Source organism: Methylomonas fluvii (assembly GCF_014850975.1).
Classification (GTDB): domain Bacteria; phylum Pseudomonadota; class Gammaproteobacteria; order Methylococcales; family Methylomonadaceae; genus Methylomonas; species Methylomonas fluvii.
Genome location: NZ_JACXST010000002.1, coordinates 1,195,941 through 1,215,108 on the forward strand (window position 1 = coordinate 1,195,941; position 19,168 = coordinate 1,215,108).

Annotated in this window: 14 protein-coding genes; 4 read left to right on the top strand and 10 right to left on the bottom strand. The window is 55.5% G+C overall.

Translation table 11 applies throughout. The features are described 5' to 3' along the window. Positions 1–32: 32 nt before the first annotated feature. Genes EBB_RS14940 through EBB_RS14950 form a run of 3 tightly spaced genes read right to left on the bottom strand, consistent with a single transcriptional unit; the run spans position 33 to position 3,861 of the window. Positions 33–1,529, bottom strand: a complete 1,497-nt coding sequence (locus EBB_RS14940) for an endonuclease/exonuclease/phosphatase family protein (RefSeq protein WP_192394562.1) — start codon at positions 1,527–1,529, stop codon at positions 33–35. Between the two features lie 48 nt (positions 1,530–1,577). After that, positions 1,578–3,167 carry a glycoside hydrolase family 57 protein gene (locus tag EBB_RS14945; protein ID WP_192394563.1) on the bottom strand — a complete coding sequence of 530 codons (1,590 nt, stop codon included), beginning with the start codon at positions 3,165–3,167 and terminating at the stop codon, positions 1,578–1,580. A 7-nt stretch (positions 3,168–3,174) separates the two neighbouring features. Beyond that, the gene (locus EBB_RS14950; protein ID WP_192394564.1) at positions 3,175–3,861 is read right to left on the bottom strand and encodes a DUF4912 domain-containing protein; all 687 of its coding nucleotides are present in this window, start codon (positions 3,859–3,861) and stop codon (positions 3,175–3,177) included. 184 nt (positions 3,862–4,045) lie between these two features. Between EBB_RS14950 and glgX the strand changes: the two genes are divergently transcribed. Beyond that, positions 4,046–6,244, top strand: coding sequence for a glycogen debranching protein GlgX (gene glgX / locus EBB_RS14955; RefSeq protein ID WP_192394565.1), 2,199 nt, complete (start codon positions 4,046–4,048; stop codon positions 6,242–6,244). Positions 6,245–6,304: 60 nt separating this feature from the next. Here the strand turns inward: glgX and EBB_RS14960 are convergent, their stop codons facing one another. From EBB_RS14960 to EBB_RS14970, 3 genes are read right to left on the bottom strand one after another with little or no spacing between them, the layout of a single operon-like run. Further along, a complete protein-coding gene (locus EBB_RS14960; RefSeq protein ID WP_192394566.1) occupies positions 6,305–6,817 on the bottom strand; it encodes a hypothetical protein in 513 nt (170 codons plus the stop codon). Further along, entirely contained in the window at positions 6,814–7,449 is a 636-nt protein-coding gene (locus EBB_RS14965) for a hypothetical protein (protein WP_192394567.1), read from the bottom strand. The genes EBB_RS14960 and EBB_RS14965 overlap by 4 nt, the downstream gene beginning before the upstream one ends. Continuing rightward, positions 7,446–9,254 (bottom strand): VWA domain-containing protein, encoded by a 1,809-nt coding sequence (locus EBB_RS14970; RefSeq protein ID WP_192394568.1) that lies wholly within the window; start codon positions 9,252–9,254, stop codon positions 7,446–7,448. The genes EBB_RS14965 and EBB_RS14970 overlap by 4 nt, the downstream gene beginning before the upstream one ends. 136 nt (positions 9,255–9,390) lie before the next feature. On the opposite strand from EBB_RS14970, the gene EBB_RS14975 reads away from it, so the two are divergent. The 3 genes from EBB_RS14975 to EBB_RS14985 all read left to right on the top strand — a co-directional run bounded on the left by EBB_RS14975 (position 9,391) and on the right by EBB_RS14985 (position 12,397). Next, on the top strand, positions 9,391–10,563 hold the full coding sequence (locus tag EBB_RS14975; RefSeq protein WP_192394569.1) for a phosphoglycerate kinase: 1,173 nt from the start codon (positions 9,391–9,393) through the stop codon (positions 10,561–10,563). 734 nt (positions 10,564–11,297) lie between these two features. Next, positions 11,298–11,717 carry a GFA family protein gene (locus EBB_RS14980; RefSeq protein WP_192394570.1) on the top strand — a complete coding sequence of 140 codons (420 nt, stop codon included), beginning with the start codon at positions 11,298–11,300 and terminating at the stop codon, positions 11,715–11,717. Positions 11,718–11,962: 245 nt separating this feature from the next. Beyond that, positions 11,963–12,397: a DUF3617 family protein gene (locus EBB_RS14985; RefSeq protein WP_192394571.1), complete on the top strand. Its 435-nt coding sequence runs from the start codon at positions 11,963–11,965 to the stop codon at positions 12,395–12,397. Positions 12,398–12,634: 237 nt separating this feature from the next. On the opposite strand, the gene EBB_RS14990 is transcribed toward EBB_RS14985, so the two are convergent. Genes EBB_RS14990 through EBB_RS15005 form a run of 4 tightly spaced genes read right to left on the bottom strand, consistent with a single transcriptional unit; the run spans position 12,635 to position 19,059 of the window. Then, the gene (locus tag EBB_RS14990; RefSeq protein ID WP_192394572.1) at positions 12,635–15,736 is read right to left on the bottom strand and encodes an efflux RND transporter permease subunit; all 3,102 of its coding nucleotides are present in this window, start codon (positions 15,734–15,736) and stop codon (positions 12,635–12,637) included. Continuing rightward, positions 15,733–16,845 (bottom strand): efflux RND transporter periplasmic adaptor subunit, encoded by a 1,113-nt coding sequence (locus EBB_RS14995; RefSeq protein ID WP_192394573.1) that lies wholly within the window; start codon positions 16,843–16,845, stop codon positions 15,733–15,735. The genes EBB_RS14990 and EBB_RS14995 overlap by 4 nt, the downstream gene beginning before the upstream one ends. Further along, positions 16,842–18,401 carry an efflux transporter outer membrane subunit gene (locus tag EBB_RS15000; protein ID WP_192394574.1) on the bottom strand — a complete coding sequence of 520 codons (1,560 nt, stop codon included), beginning with the start codon at positions 18,399–18,401 and terminating at the stop codon, positions 16,842–16,844. Before EBB_RS15000 ends, EBB_RS14995 begins: the two co-directional genes overlap by 4 nt. Beyond that, positions 18,391–19,059, bottom strand: a complete 669-nt coding sequence (locus tag EBB_RS15005; protein ID WP_192394575.1) for a CerR family C-terminal domain-containing protein — start codon at positions 19,057–19,059, stop codon at positions 18,391–18,393. The genes EBB_RS15000 and EBB_RS15005 overlap by 11 nt, the downstream gene beginning before the upstream one ends. Positions 19,060–19,168: the final 109 nt, after the last annotated feature.

The window sequence follows — 19,168 nt, forward strand, 5'->3', positions numbered from 1 at the left end:
TTTTAATTGTAAAATCGCCTTAGCAATTCAGTCTATAGCGGCTCAAAGGTCATCAGATAGCCGCAATGATCCGATACCGGCCCGTAATCCTGCTCGGTGAACACGGTTCGCGCCGAACTGGCCCGCAAGCCGCTATTCCTGTCCATGAAAATGTAATCGATTCGATAATCGTCGGCCAGATAATCCCGCCAATGAGCATCGTTAACCCGAAAAATCTGTTCGAACAACACCGGAGCGTTGGCGGCCAGATATTGATCTTCGTATTGGTGGCCGTTGACCACCAGCTGATAGCCGGTCGAGCCGGCGGCAATATTGAAATCGCCGCACAGCAAGGTGGCATCCACCTCGGCGCTGCGTTTGTCGTTCGCCCAGGCGGAAAGCCGTTGAAATTGTTGCTGAAAGCCGTCTTCCCACCAGCTCAAATGCGCGGAAAACACATCCAGGGTGCCAATATAAGGCACCTTGATACGGGCAGACACCACTTTGCGCGAATGAATGCTGTAAGCATCGTGGCTATCGGATACGTAGCGGGCTTCTTGCTCCATAAAGGGATAGCGGCTGAGAATGGCCACACCCTCGCGGAATTTGTCAAAACCCAGGTGCGACCAATCCGTGTACAGATGAAACGGTTTCGGCAAACGCTGGTTGATGATATTCGCGGAATTGGACGGCCAATCGCCGCGCCCGTCATTCCAAAACTCGGCCACTTCCTGCAGGCAAACCAGATCCGCGCCCAACTCGTCGATGGCATTGGCAATTTGCCAAAACTTCCGGTCTTGGTCTTCCTCTTGGTAACAATGCAGATTCAAAATCAACAGCCGCAGCGGCGTGCGGCTCAAAACATAATTTTGCCCGGCATTGTTATCCCACAGCCGCTGCTGCTTACTTTCACAGCAGATGCTGTATTGCAACCGAAACGCGTCCCCTACCCTGATCCGCCCGCTCCATACTTGCGCGAGGTGCAAGCCGGCGTAGACGGCCTTATTGGCGGACTTTCTTTGCGCCTGGCGGCGGCAGCTGGTGGTATGACTGTGCCGCCAATTGTCGATAGTCCAATGTATCGTGACATGGTCTATTTCCAGCCCGGCGTCCACCGCCAGCTTAACCGGCACGGAATGTTGCCCCTCCTGCAGTTGTTCGGCGTGGCTCAATTGCAGCATGGCCGCGGCGCTGGTCAATCTAGCGCCGCTGCCGGCACCGCTAAAATAATCACCACCTTCGTTGTTGTCCCAGTATTCGCTGCCGGCTGCTTGCAGACGCAAAGCAAAACGAATATCACCGGGAATGTCGGCATGTGGCTGCGGCGGAAAGACAATTTCGGCCTGCCAATACTCCTGACCGTCTTCTGCCTTGCGGTTGAACAAGGCCGGCAAAAAGTGCCAAACCCCATCTTCGCCGGCCCAGAGCACATCCACTTGCTTGTCATAATCCAGGTCCGCGACGCGCATCAAAAACAGCAAGGATTGCTGGCAAGCCGCGGCTTTGCCGGTCACATTATTGGCTACATACAACAATTGGATGTTATCCATAGCTCCCCCTGGAGGTTGGGTTAGGCAGTACCCGAAACGGGCCTTTGTCTAAGCGGCATAATGATGAAAATCGATGTCCGGAAAAATATCGTCCATGATCTCCAGCGCTGTCAGATAGCGTTCATCAATACGGTTTTTGCGAATCGCATCGTGCAGGTAATTAAAACGGGCCAAATGGTCGGTGATGCGTTTGCGCGCGTAATCGATAGTGGTGCCGGCCTTCATGATAAACGGCCAATCCGAAGACTGCGCCAGCAACAATGATCGGGCGGCTTGATTTAAAGCCCGTTGCTGTAAATCACTCACAGTAAAACCGCGTAAATCGTTGGCCAGCTTTTCCATTTCGGCGGCGGCCTTGTGCAACAGGGGATAAATCCAGTCATTGCTTTCGTTCAGCCAGTAACTGGAATAACCGTGTTCGCCCCAACTGGAAGCGGCAGGCCTAGCCTGCACGTGTTGCAAAGGCAATTGCAAATAGTCGCTGCAGCTAACGGTCTGGACACCGTTTTCGCTGCTGGCCGCCAAGCGTAGCACTTGCTCCAGCCATAAAGGTCCTTCGAACCACCAATGTCCGAATAGTTCAGCATCGTAAGGCGCGACGATAATCGGTGCTTGCGGCATTTCCGCAGCCAACGCATCGATTTGCTGCTGGCGGCGCAGGATAAAATCCTCGGCATGCCGGCGCGCCTTCAGCTTGGCCCGCTCCGGCTGGTAAACCTGCTTGGTTTGCTTGGCGCCGGTGATGCGGAAATACTTAATGCCGGTGTTGATCCGGGTTTCACCGTCCAGAATGTAGGGCGCGATATATTCCAGAGGCAAATCAAAACCGATGTCGCGATAATACTCACGATAATCGCCATCACCCGGATAGCCTTCCTCGGCGCTCCACACCTGCCGAGACGATGCCGGATCGCGGCCGAACGCCGCCGCACCATTGCCGCAATCCAGCGGCGCATACACACCATAGCGCGGCGACTGGTCGGCGTCCATGATCGCGTGGCTATCGACGAAAAAATAATCGATGCCTTCGGCGTTTAGCATCTGTTCCAGACCCGGATAGTAGCCGCATTCCGGCAACCAAAATCCACTGGGTGCAAAGCCGAATTGGCTCTTGAAGCTGGCAATGCCAACGCCGATTTGATTGCGCACCGACACCGGGCTGACATTTAGTAAGGGTAAAAAGCCATGCGTGGCTGCGGTGGTAATCAACTCCAGACCACCAGCGCTGTGATGGCGTTGGAACGCCGTCAGTAAATCGCACTCGTAGCGGTGCTGGTAGCGATGCAAGGCATCCTGAAACCACTGCATATACATCTGCGCCAGCGGCTCGAACTGCGGCAGCCGGCGCGTGCGCTCCAACTCCCGCTCCGCCAATTCCAGCCGGCCTTGCAGATAATGCAGATAGCGGTTTTGCAGCAGCGGATCGCGCAACATCGTCATCAGTGTCGGCGACAGGGATAAGGTCAGCCGGTAAGGCACTTGATCGACATGCAAGCGTTCCAGCATCGCCAGCAAGGGCAAATAGCATTCGGTAATGGCTTCGAACAACCAGTTTTCTTCAAAAAAACTGTCGTGTTCGGGATGATGCACATAGGGCAAATGGGCATGCAAAACGATGCTGAGATAGCCTTTGTTCATCGCGGAATTAGTTTTGTTGGCCGGACGCGGTTACGGCAAGCGCCGAAGACGCCTGAGATGGCAGCATTATAAACTGCGCCATCGCTGGCGACAGTCTTTCCGTCAGCGGCGACACTTGCGGCGCCACTGCGGCAGCTTGCGAATACGCCAAGGGATTGAATTCCTGCTGAGCATTGAGCCGGCCAATCGCCACTTGGTAAATCCCGGCGATGCAGGTGTCGCCGCTGGGCAGCGTAATCTGCTGTTGGCTGCGTTCGGCGGCGACTGGCACATCGAACCAGGTTTTGGCAGACTCCGCTGGCGACGAGACCGCTTCGGGCGGCGCAGGATGACGGTAAACGCGCAAGGTCAAAGACTGGGCATCTACTGGCGGTTCGGCAAGCAGTGGAGACGCCTGGTCCGCTTCATCCAGCTGCCAATAGACATGGATATGTTCCGGATCGACCGGCAACGCCACCAGCTTGGCGCTTTCAGCTTTGGTGGCAGCGCGTTGCAGGCGTGGGGCAAATTCGCGATTAATCTGCTGACTAATGCTTAACAACTCTTGCGGCGAGAAGCCGGTACTCGTCAACCGCGCCGCGCCGGATTTAAACCGGCGCGGGGCAAAGCCTCGGCTAATCTCCAGACTGATAGCCCGCATTTCCTCCGCAGAGAGCGGCATGCAGACTTGAGACGGTGAGGAGGAAAAGGCCATCGGCAATGTTAACGGGTCGGGTGACTAGGTTTTATCCTGTGGGTAGCGGACATTCCGCGACGTATCGCCGCAGCGACCGGGCTTTATAGACTCTAACCGTTGTCGATTATTTACGCAAGGCGTAGGCCCGCAGCCCCTATATGCAGTAAAATCAGGACTAATTCACAGTTTCTCGGTAAAGGGCATGCACAAACCATACAGTTTAAAGTCAGGGAGTCCCTATCCTCACGGCGCCAAGGTTAGCGAGGGCGGCGTCAACTTCTCCATCTCCAGCCGCCATGCGACGGACGTGGAACTGCTGTTATTTGCCGAGTCAGACAGCTTAAAGCCTTTACAAGTCATACACTTACAGAAAGAGAAAAACCACACTTTTTTCTCCTGGCACGTGTTTGTCGAAGCACTGCCGGTTGGCACCTGGTATGCCTGGCGCATCGACGGCCCCGCCAACACCCGCGAATCGGGCTTGCGGTTTGATTGCGAAAAATTATTGCTGGACCCGTGGGCGCGCGCGATCAGCGACAAATTATGGAACCGCGCCGCCGCCTGCAAGCCCGGTGATAATAGCCAACACGCCATGCGCGCGGTGGTAGTAGATGACCGTTACGACTGGGAAGGCGACACGCCGCTGGCCATTCGCAGCGAAAAAGCCATTATTTACGAATTGCATGTCGGCGGCTTTACCCGCCACACCTCCGCCAAGGTCAAAAACCCCGGCACCTTTATCGGCCTGATCGAAAAAATCCCTTATCTGAAGAAACTGGGCATTACCCATGTCGAACTGCTGCCTATCATGGCCTTCGACGAACAGGACGTGCCGCCGCATACCGCGGATCTGGGCTTGAAAAACTATTGGGGCTACAGTACGCACAGCTTCTTTAGCCCGCATCCCGGTTATTGCGTCACGCCGGAACAAGGCACGCATATCCGCGAGTTCCGCGATCTGGTGAAAGCCTTGCACAAGGCCGGCATCGGCGTGATCATGGACGTGGTGTTCAATCACACCTCGGAAGCCGGCGCCGACGGTCCGGTGATCAACTTCAAAGGCATCACCGGCAACAGCTTTTATTTAACCGACAAGCACGACAAACGCATATTTCACGACTATACCGGCTGCGGCAACACCGTGAACGCCAACCACCCGCTGGTGACCAACTTCATCATCAGCTGCCTGGAATACTGGGTGCGGGAAATGCATGTCGACGGCTTTAGATTCGACCTGGCCAGCGCGTTGGCGCGCGGCGAAGACGGCAGCGTACTGCAAGACCCGCCGCTGGTCTGGGGCATAGAACTATCCGAACAACTCGCCAAAACCAAGCTGATTGCGGAGGCCTGGGATGCCTCGGGGCTGTATCAAGTCGGCAACTTTCCCGGCTACCGCTGGGGCGAATGGAACGGCCGCTACCGCGATGTAATTCGCCGCTTCCTACGTGGCGACACCGGCATCATCGCCGAAGTGGCAACCCGGATTTGCGGCAGTAGCGATCTCTATCAACATCAGCACCGCTTGCCGATCAGCGGCATTAACTTTGTCACCTGCCACGACGGCTTTACGTTAAAAGATCTGTTCAGCTACAACGAAAAACACAATACCGCCAACGGCGAAAACAATCGAGACGGTTGCAGCAATAATCTCAGCAACAACTGCGGCGCGGAAGGCCCAACCCCCAACCCGGCCATAGGCAGACTGCGGCGGCAACAGGTGAAAAACGCCTTTACGGTTTTGCTGCTTAGCCATGGCGTACCGATGTTGCTGGCTGGCGACGAATTTCTGCACACCCAGCAAGGCAACAACAACTGCTATTGTCAGGATAACGAATTAAGCTGGCTGAATTGGGATAAAGCCAAGGAAAATGCCGACGTGCTGCATTTTGTGCAGCAGATGATCCGCTTGCGCAAACGCCATCCGGCCTTGATGCGCCGAAACTTCCTCACCGGCCGAAAAATGGAAGATAAGGATATGGCCGACATCAGCTGGCATGGCCTAGAAGTAGATCAACCGCCACGTTGGGACGACCCGAATACGCGGATTCTGGCCTTTACGCTGGCGGCATTAGGCAAAGATGAACCCGACCTGCACGCGATAATGAACATGTCCGACAGCAAACATAACATGCAACTGCCAGAGGCTGAGGGCAAGAGCTGGTGTCTGGCCGTGGATACCGCACAAACATCGCCCAAAGATATTATCGAGCCTGCCGAGCAAAAAGCGCTGAGCAAACCCTGGTATACCGTCGAGCCGCACTCCATTGTGGTGTTTGAAAACACCCATCAAGCCGGTATCGATGGTGGCGATAGCATGGCCAAACGGTCCGCCAGTTTTTTCAGCAAATTGACCGGCATCAAGTTGCTCGACCAGCCGGCGACGGAAATACCGACAAGTTAATGGAACAGCCTGTTGTCAGAGTACGCTATGGTGCTCCCTGACAACAGGCTGCCAAAATCATCAATCAAACACATCCCCCCAATCCGGTGGTGGTGGGGCCTCTTCGGCTGGGGTTGCATCAGAGTCAGCCGGTTTTGACTGCTCGGAATCGGTGTCGGCATATTGTTCTTCGGTCTTGGCAGCCGGCTCGTCGGCAACCGGTTTTTCAGCCACTTTGGGCAAACCTTCCAGATAACTATCCAGTAACCGGCACAGGTTTTCGTAAAAACCGGCTACGGTCTGCTGCTGCATTTGCTGCTCTATAAACCCATACAAAAACTGCTTTTCCGCCGCAATCAGGTTGTCGCTGACAGCCTGCGCGGTTGGTTCGCCTAAGTGATACTTATCGGCCAAGGCCAAGGCCAATCTGTCGCCGCGCCGTTCCTGCCGGTCCTTAATGTCTTCCAGCAACTCTTCGATGCTGGCCAGCCGTCGGCGTTTATTCCGGCGATTAACTACCAGCACTGCAATCAGGCCGGTCAACAACACCAACGATAATTCTCCCAAGCCGATAAGCAGCAGAGATTGCATCATTTCCCCAACTCCGTAATGCTTTCGCGCACACCACGTTCGGCATCATGAAAAATTTGCAGCATCTTTTTACTGCTGTTTTCCAACTCTAAGGCGGTCTGATTGCCGCTAAACACTCGGGTATATTCGGCGGACATTTCGTCTATGGTTTTCATCGCGTTATCCAGTTGCCGCACCAATTGTTGGTTAATCCGCTCCAAGCCGGCCAATTGATTCGCTTGCGGCGAATCCTGCACCGCAGCAAGCGGCGCAATCGTGCCGCGATTCGCCAGCAAATTCTGATACGGCTCGGTTAGCCGGCCGATACGTTGCTCGATCTCACTCAGCAACACCAGTTCGCGTTTTAGAAACAAGCGAATAACCCCTTCAAACACAGCGCGTTCGGACGCGTTGACTTCTTGCAACAATGGCTCGATCTCCGCTGTAGCCAACCCGCAGTTTTCCTCCAGAAATTGCTCCAACCAGCGACTTTTGACGATGGACTGCTCTTCAAGCTCGGTAATGAAATGATCAATTTCGGCCATCTCCCTCCCTCGCCGGTTTCTCGAGATAAAAAACAGCACGATGACCAACAGCGTCAAAACCCCTAACGCCTCCGCCGCAAATATCACTACCACGGAATCGAATGGATTCATGACAATCTCTCCAGTAACTGCTGATGTTTGTCCGCTTGGCTTTTTTTCAGGTAACGATAGGTAAAAAACCCACCCACACCCAGTATCAAATTAATGGCCAACAGGATGCCGCCAACCAATAACCAATTGGTTGGCGGGGCGTCCGGCGGCGGATGCTGCTCATGGTCAGCCTGCTCATGTTGCTCGGCATCGGTTTCATGATCGGTGTTTTCATGATCGGCTGATTCGTGATGCGCATCAGGCTCTGCGGCCGGTGCGGCAGCCTCTGCTTTCTCGGCAGGAACGAACCAACTGTCATCGATACTCAGCGGTTTGATCGCCGGCGTCAGCGGCTTGCCGGCATGATCTTTAGCCATCACATTGAAATTGACATGCGTGGTGGTCTGCGGCAGCAAACCAGCCAAATCCAGCAACCAAACCCCGTCTTTATTTATCAGTGGGCGGGTTTCCGGCTCATGCCCGGTTTGGTTAATCACCGCATTGACCACCAAGCCGGCGGGATCGATCAGCTTGGTATCCGGCAACAGTTTGAAGCTGATCTGGCGCTGAGCGGCATCGACGTGCTTCTCGACGCTAATCGGCGTGGCAACGACGTCGATCTCATGAATAATTTCCCGCTTGAAGGTTTTGCCGTCGGCAACAATTTTCAGCAAATGCTTGCCCAAACTGAAATGCTCGACCTGATGCTGGTAAAAACCGGGCTCTGCAAGCACGGTCTGCATTTTTGCCGGCGTTTGCTGATCCTGGATCACTTCCAGGGTCAGCATGCCTAGGAAATCGGCGCGGGTAATCAGCTTATCCTTGTCGGTAAAGTGCGCTTTTATCGGCAAGGCTTCGTTCTCGCCCAGAAAACTAGGTATCTCGCTAAGTTGCAGTTTCAAGTCGGTTACGATCATAACTTGGTTGTCCGGATCGACTTCCGCCACCAAACGCCATTCGCCGATCAACGGTTGCTTGACAGTGATCAGGTCGTAAGCCTGGCTTTCAAGCCAGGACACATTGGCGACCATGCTTTGTTTACTGATACTTTTGCCGTCCGGCGCAACCAACTGCGTCGGCGCGGCATGCGGTTTTTTGAACACCAACACCGAAAACTCGTGGATGCCGCTATCCACCTGGAATTTATTATCGGTCAGCGGCAAAGTCTCTTTCGGCGCGGCTTTTTGGGCCATTTTCAAAAACACCCGTTGCAATTGCTCGGCCGATTGCGCAGTTTCCGCCCAGCCGCCGGTCTCGAAGGCCAGTTTTTCCAACAATTCTTTATCGGCTTGCTCGGACAATGCCACGGTTTGTACGTTGATGTTTTGCTGCTGGAGCTTGGGTATCCACTCGCTGAGGATGCGCTCGCGGGAATCCGCGCTTTGCATGATGTCCTTGGAAATGTCCACAAAACCGTCGGTCAATAAAATCAGATGTTTCTTGCCGCCGCCCTTAAAGCCTTGACTCAGCGCTGTCTGAATCGCGTCCTCAATGTGCGTATACAGTCCACGAGAATGGATATTGGCAGTCGCTTTGCCGGCTTGCTGTTTCCAGGCTGCATTGACAGCATCGGTGGCGGACAGCGGCGCGGTTTTTTCCGCGAACAACCAAAATGCCGCTTTGGCACCGTCCGGCAACAAGTTGACCAGCAAGCGGCTGGCCTCGATGCGCAGATTGTCCGGATCGTTCTGTTTCATGCTGCCGGATACGTCTATTAACACCTGAATTTCGTCGGCGCCGGCAGCGGCAGGCACGGGTTGGCAACGCGCGGAATCAACAGTTAATACCAACACGCAGAACACCGTAAAAATAAACGACTTGAACATAAGTCCGCCGGTAAAAGTTTAGGCAATGGATAGCAAATATAGTCCAAGCGACTGACTATTCTGTTATTTTTTAATTCAGGCTGCGGCCGGCGTTACACTTTATAATGTTTTCACTATTTCAACCAAAGGAGAACTTATGTCTATCAAACGAATGGTCGATCTGGATTTGGCCGGCAAACGCGTGTTAATCCGCCAAGACTTGAATGTGCCTGTGAAAGACGGCAAAGTCACCAGCGACTTGCGCATCCAGGCCAGTGTCCCTACCGTGGAAGCCGCATTGGCCGGCGGCGCGGCGGTGATTTTGATGTCCCACTTGGGCCGTCCCACCGAAGGCGAATACGACGAAGCGTCCAGCCTTAAACCCGTCGCAGAGCGTTTTTCGCAGTTGCTAGGTCAACCGGTACGTTTGGTGAAAGATTGGCTGGAAGGCGTGGAAGTCAAACGCGGCGAAGTAGTGCTGTGCGAGAACGTACGTTTCAATAAAGGCGAAAAGAAAAACAGCGCCGAACTGGGCCAAAAAATGGCCGCGCTGTGCGACATTTTTGTGATGGACGCCTTTGGTACCGCGCACCGTGCCGAAGCCTCGACCCATGCGGTAGCCGAACACGCCGCCGTCGCTTGCGCCGGTCCGCTGTTAGCCGCTGAATTGGATGCACTGGGTAAAGCCCTGGAAACCCCTGCCCGGCCGTTAGTTGCCATCGTCGGCGGCTCCAAAGTATCTACCAAATTGACCGTGCTGGAGTCCTTGTCGTCAAAAGTCGATCAATTGATCGTCGGCGGTGGCATCGCCAACACCTTTATCGCCGCTGCCGGTTACCCGGTCGGTAAATCCTTGTACGAAGCGGATTTAATCCCTGAAGCCAAACGCTTGATCGCTTCGGCAAAAGAACGCGGCGCAGATATTCCGGTACCGGTGGATGTGGTCTGCGCGAAAGAATTTTCCGAAAGCGCTGCGGCCACAGTGAAAAACGTCGCCGACGTGGAAGCCGACGACCTGATCCTGGACATTGGACCGGAAACCAGCAAGCAATACGCCGAGATTCTGAAAACCGCCGGCACCATCGTCTGGAACGGCCCGGTTGGCGTATTCGAAATCGACCAATTCGGCGAAGGCACCAAATCACTATCCTTGGCAATCGCCGAAAGCCCGGCTTTCTCCATCGCCGGCGGCGGTGACACATTAGCGGCGATAGACAAATACGGCATCGCCGACAAAGTGTCTTACACCTCTACCGGTGGCGGCGCTTTCCTGGAGTTCCTGGAAGGTAAGGAGTTACCAGCGGTAGCGATTTTGCAAACTCGCGGCTAAGAACGCTGGTCTTGCAGGGCTAATCTGCCCTGTTAAAGCTCATAATTTATGAAACTGTATACCAGTCGGTCAGCATGGAGAGTTGCTGATCGGCTGGTTACGTCCCGTTCTTGTCTATCGTTCAATCTGATTCAATGACAGCAGTCTGATGGTTACCAGTCTTATCCACTCACTTACGATGATATATAGAAGGAAAATCATATGCTGATCAATGGATTAACGTTTCGAAGATCATTCTTCGGTATATATACGGAAACCATCTAATCACTAGTTAGGCGTCAAACATGCGCATTCCTCCAGTTCCACTCGTACCCACACCAGAAACGCCGGAGGCTCGGGCATCAGTTGGCTTTAAGTGGGCTGGCGATCCAATCGGAAAACGCCACCGCATAGGTGGTGAGCCCGATTGGATTCAATACGAGGAAGTCCCGCACTGCTCCTGCGGCAACCAGATGAGCTTCTACGCTCAGCTAGATTCCCTTGGAGATGACGTTTGCCTGGGTGATTGCGGCATGATCTACGTCTTCGTGTGCTGGGACTGTTTCGAGACAAAAAGTGTTCTTCAAAGCAGCTAGAGCCGCCACCTAAATGCAAGTTTGCGCAATTAGCAGCAACGCTTATCGGCTCCAGCGGTGGCCGGTGACGCCTAACCCCTCCGTCAAGGGGACCTGCCTTCGGCAGGCCCCTTACGTTGAACGTTATGCTTCTATGCTAATAAATATCGGAGATTAAAAGTGGATAAAACTTTAGGAAAATGTACTTGTGGTGAGCTGGAATTTGAGTGTGAAGGCGATCCAATAAATTCCGTGTTTTGTTATTGCCCTTCCTGTCAACGCCTGACAAACTCTGATAAGTGGTTTGGCCTCTGGTATCCAAAGAATAATATGAAGCTCTTAAAGGGTGAGCCCGTAGTATTTATTAGAAAAGGAAATTCAGGTAAAAATATGGAGCATTTGTTTTGTGGCGGTTGCGGTACGACTATTGCCGCATTCTGTGAAGCTGGCGATTTCTATAGCGTTGCGGCATCTTGCTTAAAAAATGGCAGTAGGGTTCTGCCAAAAATGCTCATATATACTTCTCAAGCTGCGAGTTGGGCGCAATTTCCGAGTGATATCCCGAAATTTGATATTTTGCCACCAGGAATGGGTGGGTAAGCATAACAAATCAATGCAGCCGACCGCTAAAGCGTCGGCTGATTGAGGCGTTAGGCATTATGAATCACGGATTTCCAACATACAGCCCAGTAGGATACGCACCGCGTACCTTTTAGCTTTCGCCGCCATGATGACTTTCCAACGGTACGCGATGCGTACAATTAATTTACGACCGATTAAGAGCCGGCAACTTACCAACGATCAAGAAGCCGAAGCCGGCCGGCTACAATCACACATCCACTAAAATGCCATCCATAATGCCTCGTCTGGCGATAGTCATAGCCTTGTATGCATCGCAAACTCAAGCCGAACCGCCGAATATTAAATCCGGCCTCTGGAGTATCAAACCGGAGAAAACCAACAACATTAAGGACAGAAAAACCAAATACACCTGTATCGACCGAAACGCTTTGACGGCACCTTCCCAACAAAACATGTTATTCAATTGCACCGGCAATTTGTTAACGATTTCTAGCTCGGCAGTGGAGTGGCGACTGACCTGCCCAAACGCAAAAACCACAAAGTGGAAAATGCGGGTCATATCGCCGCAACTCGTCGAAAACTTTAGCACCTCGTTCGACACCCATAGCAGCAATGATGAGCAATACACCTCCAAATCAATTGCTGAATGGATTTCGGCCGATTGCGGCGCGGCGCCTCAGTTCCCAAAAATCCGCTAATACTATCTCTTAAAACGCGCTCGCCGATCCGCTCAAGTTCGGTAGGGTACGCACCGCGTACCTTCTGATTTTCTCTGCCATGATGACCTTCTAACGCTACGCGGTGCGTACCCTACAACTAACTTCGGCAGCAGATTAAGAGCCGGCAGGCTCGTTGGGATAGAACCTGAAGCCCTACCCCGACAACCAATTCATCTGCCTGACCACCGCCTCATTGGTCCGGCCTTGCGTCAAACCTCACGACTCAACAGCCGCTGCTTTGGGCCCGGTAAAGCGTTTCCAAACTGCCATGCCCAGATTTTTGAAATCGTCCAGATAGGTGTAAGCCACCGGAATCACCAACAAACTCAGCAAGGTGGAGGTAACCAAACCGCCGATTACGGCGACGGCCATCGGGCTGCGAAACGAGGAATCGGCGTTGCCCATGCCTATCGCAATCGGCAACATACCGGCACCCATCGCAATCGTGGTCATCACAATCGGCCTGGCCCGTTTGTGACACGCATCCAATAGTGCATCCACCCGGCTCAGACCCTGTTCGCGGCGAGCGATAATGGCGTAATCAACCAGCAGGATGGAGTTTTTGGTGGCTATCCCCATCAGCATCACCAAACCAATCAAAGACGGCATCGAAAAGGCCTTGCCGGTCAACAGCAGCGCCACGAAGCCGCCGCCGAAGGACAGCGGTAGCGCCGCCAAAATGGTGATCGGTTGCAGGAAGTCTTTAAACAGCAACACCAGCACGATGAAGATGCACAACACGCCGGTCAACATCGCCAAGCCAAAGCTGGCGAACAGTTCCCCCATCATTTCCGCATCGCCAATGTTGATGCGTTTGACGCCGGCCGGCAGATTTTTAATGCTATCCAGATTTTCCACCGCAGCAGCAACGTCACCCAGCGGCTGACCGGACAATTCGATTTCGAAATTGATATTCCGCGACCTGTCGTATCTATCGATCACGGCCGGTCCGCTGGACAGTTCCAGTTTCGCCACCTGGCCGACCATCACCGCGCCGATGCCGGGCTTGGCGGACGGCACAGCCAAGCGTTCCAACACGCTCAAATCTTGCCGGCCTTTATCGGCCAGTTTGACGACCATCGGCACCTGGCGTTGCGCCAAATTGAGCTTGGACAAAGACCAATCGTAATCGCCCAAGGTGGCAATGCGCAGGGTTTCAGCGAGCGCGGTGGTGGTCACGCCCAGATCGGCGGCACGGGCGAAGTCCGGCCTTACCGCTATTTCCGGCCGCACCAGCGCCGCGCTGGAGGCGATGCTGCCCAGGCCGGGAATGGTTCTGAGGTCGCGTTCCAGATTGCGGGCGGCGGCGCTCAAGGCTTGCAGATCGTCGCCGCTCAATACCAATACATATTTTTCGCCGGAAGCGCCCAATCCCACCTTGGTACGCACGCCGGGCAGTTTTTGCAGGGCCAGGCGGATATTTTGTTCAATGGCTTGTTTACGCACCGGGCGGTCCTGGCGATTGGCCAAGGTAATCGTCAGCGTGGCTTTGCGTACCTCGCCGGCACCCTGGTTGCCGGCCATCGGGTCGCTACCCGCCGAACCGCTGCCGATGGTGGTGTAAATCGTTTTTACGTAGTCGATGCTGGCAATCAATTGCCTGGCCGCTTCGGCGGAAGCGCGCGTTTGCGCCAGACTCGAACCCGGCGGCAACTCGACGAATACCTGGGTTTGCGGATTATCGTCCGCCGGGATAAAGCCGGTCGGCAATAGCGGAATCAAAAACAGCGAGCCGATAAAGAACGCTGCCGCGCCGCCCATCGTAGCCAGCCGATGATGCAGACACCAGCCCGCCAACTTCATATAAGTGCGCATCACCGCACCTTCCTTGGGCTCAGAATGGTCGAGGTCTTTTAGCATATACGCCGCCATCATTGGCGTCAGCATCCTGGCGACCACCAACGACGCCATTATCGCCAGCGCCGCCGTCCAGCCGAATTGTTTGAAAAACCGCCCAGCCACACCGCTCATGAAGGCGGTCGGCAAAAACACTGCGACCAGCGCAAACGTGGTCGCGACCACGGCCAAGCCGATTTCGTCGGCAGCCTGCATCGCGGCTTGGTAAGGCGTTTTGCCCATCCGCAGGTGGCGGACGATGTTTTCCACTTCGACGATGGCGTCATCCACCAGAATGCCGATCACCAAGGACAAGGCCAACAGCGTGATCACATTTAGCGAAAAGCCCAAATAATCCATGCCCAGGAAGGCCGGAATGACCGACAGCGGTAATGCGACAGCGGAAATAAAGGTAGCCCGCCAATCGCGCAGGAACAGCCAAACCACTAAAACCGCCAATAAGGCGCCTTCGTAAAGCATGGTCATCGAGCCCTGAAACTCCTCTTCGACCGGCGTGACAAAGTTAAACGCTTCGGTGAATTCGATATCCGGATTGGCGACACGCAATTCGGCCAAGGCTTTTTGTACGCCGGCACCGACTTCGACTTCGCTGGCGCCCCGGCTACGAGTCACTTCAAAGCCCACCACCGGTTTGCCGTTCAGCAGTGCCAGCGCGCGTGGTTCTGCTACCGAGTCATCCACCTTGGCGACTTGATCGAGCCGAATGTGGCGACCATCGGCCAGTGAAAGCTGCAAGGGCCGTATTTCCTCGACCGAGGCCACGTTCGCCAAGGTACGCACCGGTTGCTCGCCGCTACCCAAATCGATCCGACCGCCGGCGCTCTCGCGCTGGATTTGCCGCAATTGCCGGGAAATGTCTGCCGCTGTCGCACCCAAGGCTTGCAGCTTGACCGGGTCCAACGCAATCGTCACTTCCCGGCTAACGCCGCCCACCCGATTGACCGCTCCGACGCCGCGGACCGCCAACAGGCGTTTGGCTACCGTGTCTTCGACAAACCAGGACAGCGCTTCTTCATCGCGCTGCGCGGAGCTGACGGTTAAGGCCAAAATCGGCGAACCGGCCAAATCCAGTTTGGTGACGACCGGATCGCGCAGGTCGCCCGGCAAATCGGCGCGGACTTTGGACACCGCTGAACGCACATCGCCCAAGGCTTCCTGCACCGGTTTTTCCAGGCGAAATTCGGCGGTAATCGTGGCGCTGCCATCTTGGACTTTAGAGGTGATATGTTTCAAACCCTGCAAAGTGGCGATGGCATTTTCGATTTTCCGTGCCACCTCGGTTTCCAGTTGCGACGGCGAAGCACCGGGCAGCGAGGTCGAGACCGTGATGGTCGGCAGATCCAGATCGGGGAAGTTCTGGATTTTCATTGATTTAAAGCTGAGCAAACCGGCGAAACTAAGCAGCACGAACAACATCATCGCCGGAATGGGATTGCGGATACACCAGGCTGAGACGTTCATTGTGTGACCACCCGCACGCTGTCGCCGTCGGCCAAAAACGAGGCACCGCCGGCCACCAGTCGGTCTTCGGCGGCCACGCCGGCTAAAATTTCCAGCTGGTCGCCGTTTCTGCGGCCCAACTGTACTTTGACCTGCTTAACGCGGGCCCGGTCTTCGGTTTGTTCGGTCAACAGAAACACATAGCTAAAGCCATCCCGCAGCGACAGCGCCTCTTGCGGCACCGTTAGCGCCGTGGAACTGCCCAAATCAAATTCGCCGCGGGCGAACATGCCGGCACGCAAACCGCTCTGCGCGGCATGGGGTAAATCCACATAAACCAGGCCATTGCGGTTTTGCACATCCAGGGTGGGCGCCAGGAAACGTACACTTCCCTCTATGCTGCCGACATTCGGCACTTCCACCTTCACCCTGTTGCCCGGTTTCAGTTGCGTCATTTCGACGGCGGTAAGCTCGCCGCGCCATTCCAGGCGGTTTTGCCGAATCAAACGAAACAATTCCTGGCCTTTCGTGGCGACCGCGCCCAAGGTGGCGCTGCGCGCGGAAATCACGCCGTCGTCGCTGGCCAATACTTTGGTGTATTTCAGGCGTAGTAATTGCGCATCCAACTGGGCTTTGGCGGATTGCAGTTTGGCCTCTGCGGTTTTGGCGCCGGTCAGGTATTGGTCCACTTGTTGCGCGCTCAAAGCGCCGGATACCGAGACTTTGCGCGCCCGCTCGGCGTTAAGCCGCGCTTCGGCCAGATTGGCTTCGGCTTCGGCCACGACGCCGCGGGCTTGCGCGACATCGGCCAATACGCTTTCGTCCGAAAAAGTCGCCAACACCTGGCCTTTTTTAACGGCTTCGCCGATTTGCACATTAACCGCGCTCAGACGCAGATCGCCAATTTCGGCGCCGATCACCGCTTCCTGCCAGGCCGCGATCGAACCGTTAGCCGTGAGGCTGAGCGGAATATCACGCATTTGCGGACGAATCGCGGAAACACTGAGCGCCGGATTGGCGGCCGGTGCTTCGGCCGATGGCGCGGGCTGGCTGACGCGGCCGATCGCCACGCCAACGCCGATTAATAGTAGTAAGGCGGCGAATAGCGCGCCTATTTTTCCCTTGGTCATGAGTTTCCTCCGTTAAGTGTGTCGTATAGATTCGGAAATAAATGCGTGTTGCCGATGGTTCTATGTTCGGCTGGGCCTGCCGCCCTATCCGGATTCGGCGAGTCGTCAGCATCCGTCCAGCCTCCGCCGGCCGCGCGATACAGCGCGATCCAGGCGCCGACCTGTTCCTGCTCCAGTTCTTCGAGCGCCAGTTCGGCGGCAAGCACGTTGCGGCGGGCCGTTTCCACGTCGAGCAAATTACCCAATCCGCTTTGGTAGAGCGTTTGCAGCGCCTGAAAGTTTGCCCGGTAGCCGTTGACCGCCTCGCGGCCTTGCGGCAAGCGTTGGCGGCTGCTGTCCAGACGCACCAGCGCGTCTTCGACTTCCTTGACCGCCGTGCGCACCTTGGCGCGGAAACGGCTTTCCGCTGCTTGGTATTGCACCTTGGCGACTTCGACGTCGGCTGCGCGCTTGCCGGCGTCGAACAGCGGCAAGCTTAGCGTCGGCCCTATCGCCCAAGTCTGCGCCAGCATCAGCGCCGCGCCGTTGATATTTTGCAGGGTCGGGGTGATGTTGCCGGACAGGCTCAATTTCGGAAATTGTTTGGCCCGTTGCACGCCGATATTGGCGCTGGCCTCGGCGAGGTCGCGTTCGGCGGCGGCCACATCGGGCCGTTGCAATAACACCTTGGCCGGTAAGGACGCCATTTCGAACGCTGGCGGAGTGGGCAGTTTCGCCACCTGATCGGCCGAGCCGTTCAATAACGACCGCAAGTCGGCTTCCGCGAGGCCGGTCATCGCCACCAGGCTTTTGATCGAACGTTCGCACTGGGCTTGTTGTTGCAGCAAGGTTCTGTTGCCTTCGGCGGCGCTGGCGGTAGCCAAGGCTACATCGCCCGGTGAGCGGAAACCGCTCTGGCCGGCAACCGCCGCTACCCGCGCCGATTCGCGGCGCGAATCGCTGTCGGTACGCAATAGCTGCACTTGTGCTTCGCAATAGCGGTAAGCCAGGTAGGCATCGGCCACTTCCACCGCCACCGCGACCCTGGCGTCGTGCCAGGAGGCGTTGCGCGATTCCAGCTGGCTTTGGGCCGCTTCCTGCTGCCGGGCCAAACCGCCAAACAAGTCTATTTCCCAGCTGGATTGCAGTCCGGCCGAGAATTGGTTCCAGATGAACGGCGTGCCGCCAAACGAAGACGAGGAACGTTTGGTGACGAACTCGGAATCCAGTTTCGGCAGGATGGCCGCATCGGCGCCCACGAGATTTGCTCTAGCTTCTTCGATGCGCGCTCGGGCATCGGCGACCGAGGCGCTCACCTGTTCTGCAGCGCTTAACAGGCGAGTCAGAGCCGGGTCCTGAAAACGCTCCCACCAGCGCATCAGCTCGGCGGGGTCGCCTTGATGCGCCTGTTGCCGTTTGGCCGCATCCGCTTGCGGCGCTTGCCAACCGGCCGGCGCGGGCAGCGGTTCGGATTGATAGTCCGGGCCGACGGTCGTCAATAAACCGCCGGACCCGCAGGCCGAAAGCAGCAAGGGGATCAGACTCAAGCCAAGCGGCCGCGAGATATTATTGTTCATGGTCGCCATCCCGAGCGCGCCGCGCGGCTTCACCTTCGATCATGGCCAGTGCGTAACCGGCCAGACGTTCGGCCAGCACGTCGATGTTTTGTGGGGAATTTAAAATTTGCGGGGAAATCATCGAGATGACGTCTTGTCCCACATAAAAATGCACCGCCATGCCTATCATCGCGAAAACCAGCCGATGTAACTCGTCGTCGATGCGGTTCAATCCCAAATGTTCCTTGAGCAGCAACACCAGGGATTCATGCTGTGGTTTGATTTCCGCATCGATTTCCTGCTGCCAGGCGCCGGTCGGCTCGATCATCTCCCGGAAGTGCAGTTTCATCACCAGTCCCAGTTCCTCGCCTTTTTTCAGCGGCTCCAGGAATTCGCTGAAAAACCGGGCCAACACTTCGGGCAGCGGTAAGTCGGCATAGGCCGCGACATCGGAGCCGCATGGCGTGTCGCCCATCGGTTCGAAAAATGCGGCGTGATATAGGCCGGCCTTATCGCCGAAGTAGTAGCGAATGGCCGAAATATTGGCGCCAGCCGCCTCGCAGATTTCCCGCGTGGAGGCGGCCTTGTAGCCTTTTTCGGCAAATAGCCGCAGTGCTGCCATGACCAGCCGGCTGCGTGCGTCGTGAGTTTCGGTTTCGGAGTTTTCGGGTGTGACCATGCTGCCTCGGCAAAGTACGGATAAAAATAAAATCAATCGATTGATTTACAAAATATCAATCAATCGATTGATTGTCAATCTCCAATCTCGCGCAGGTCAGACTCCCAAG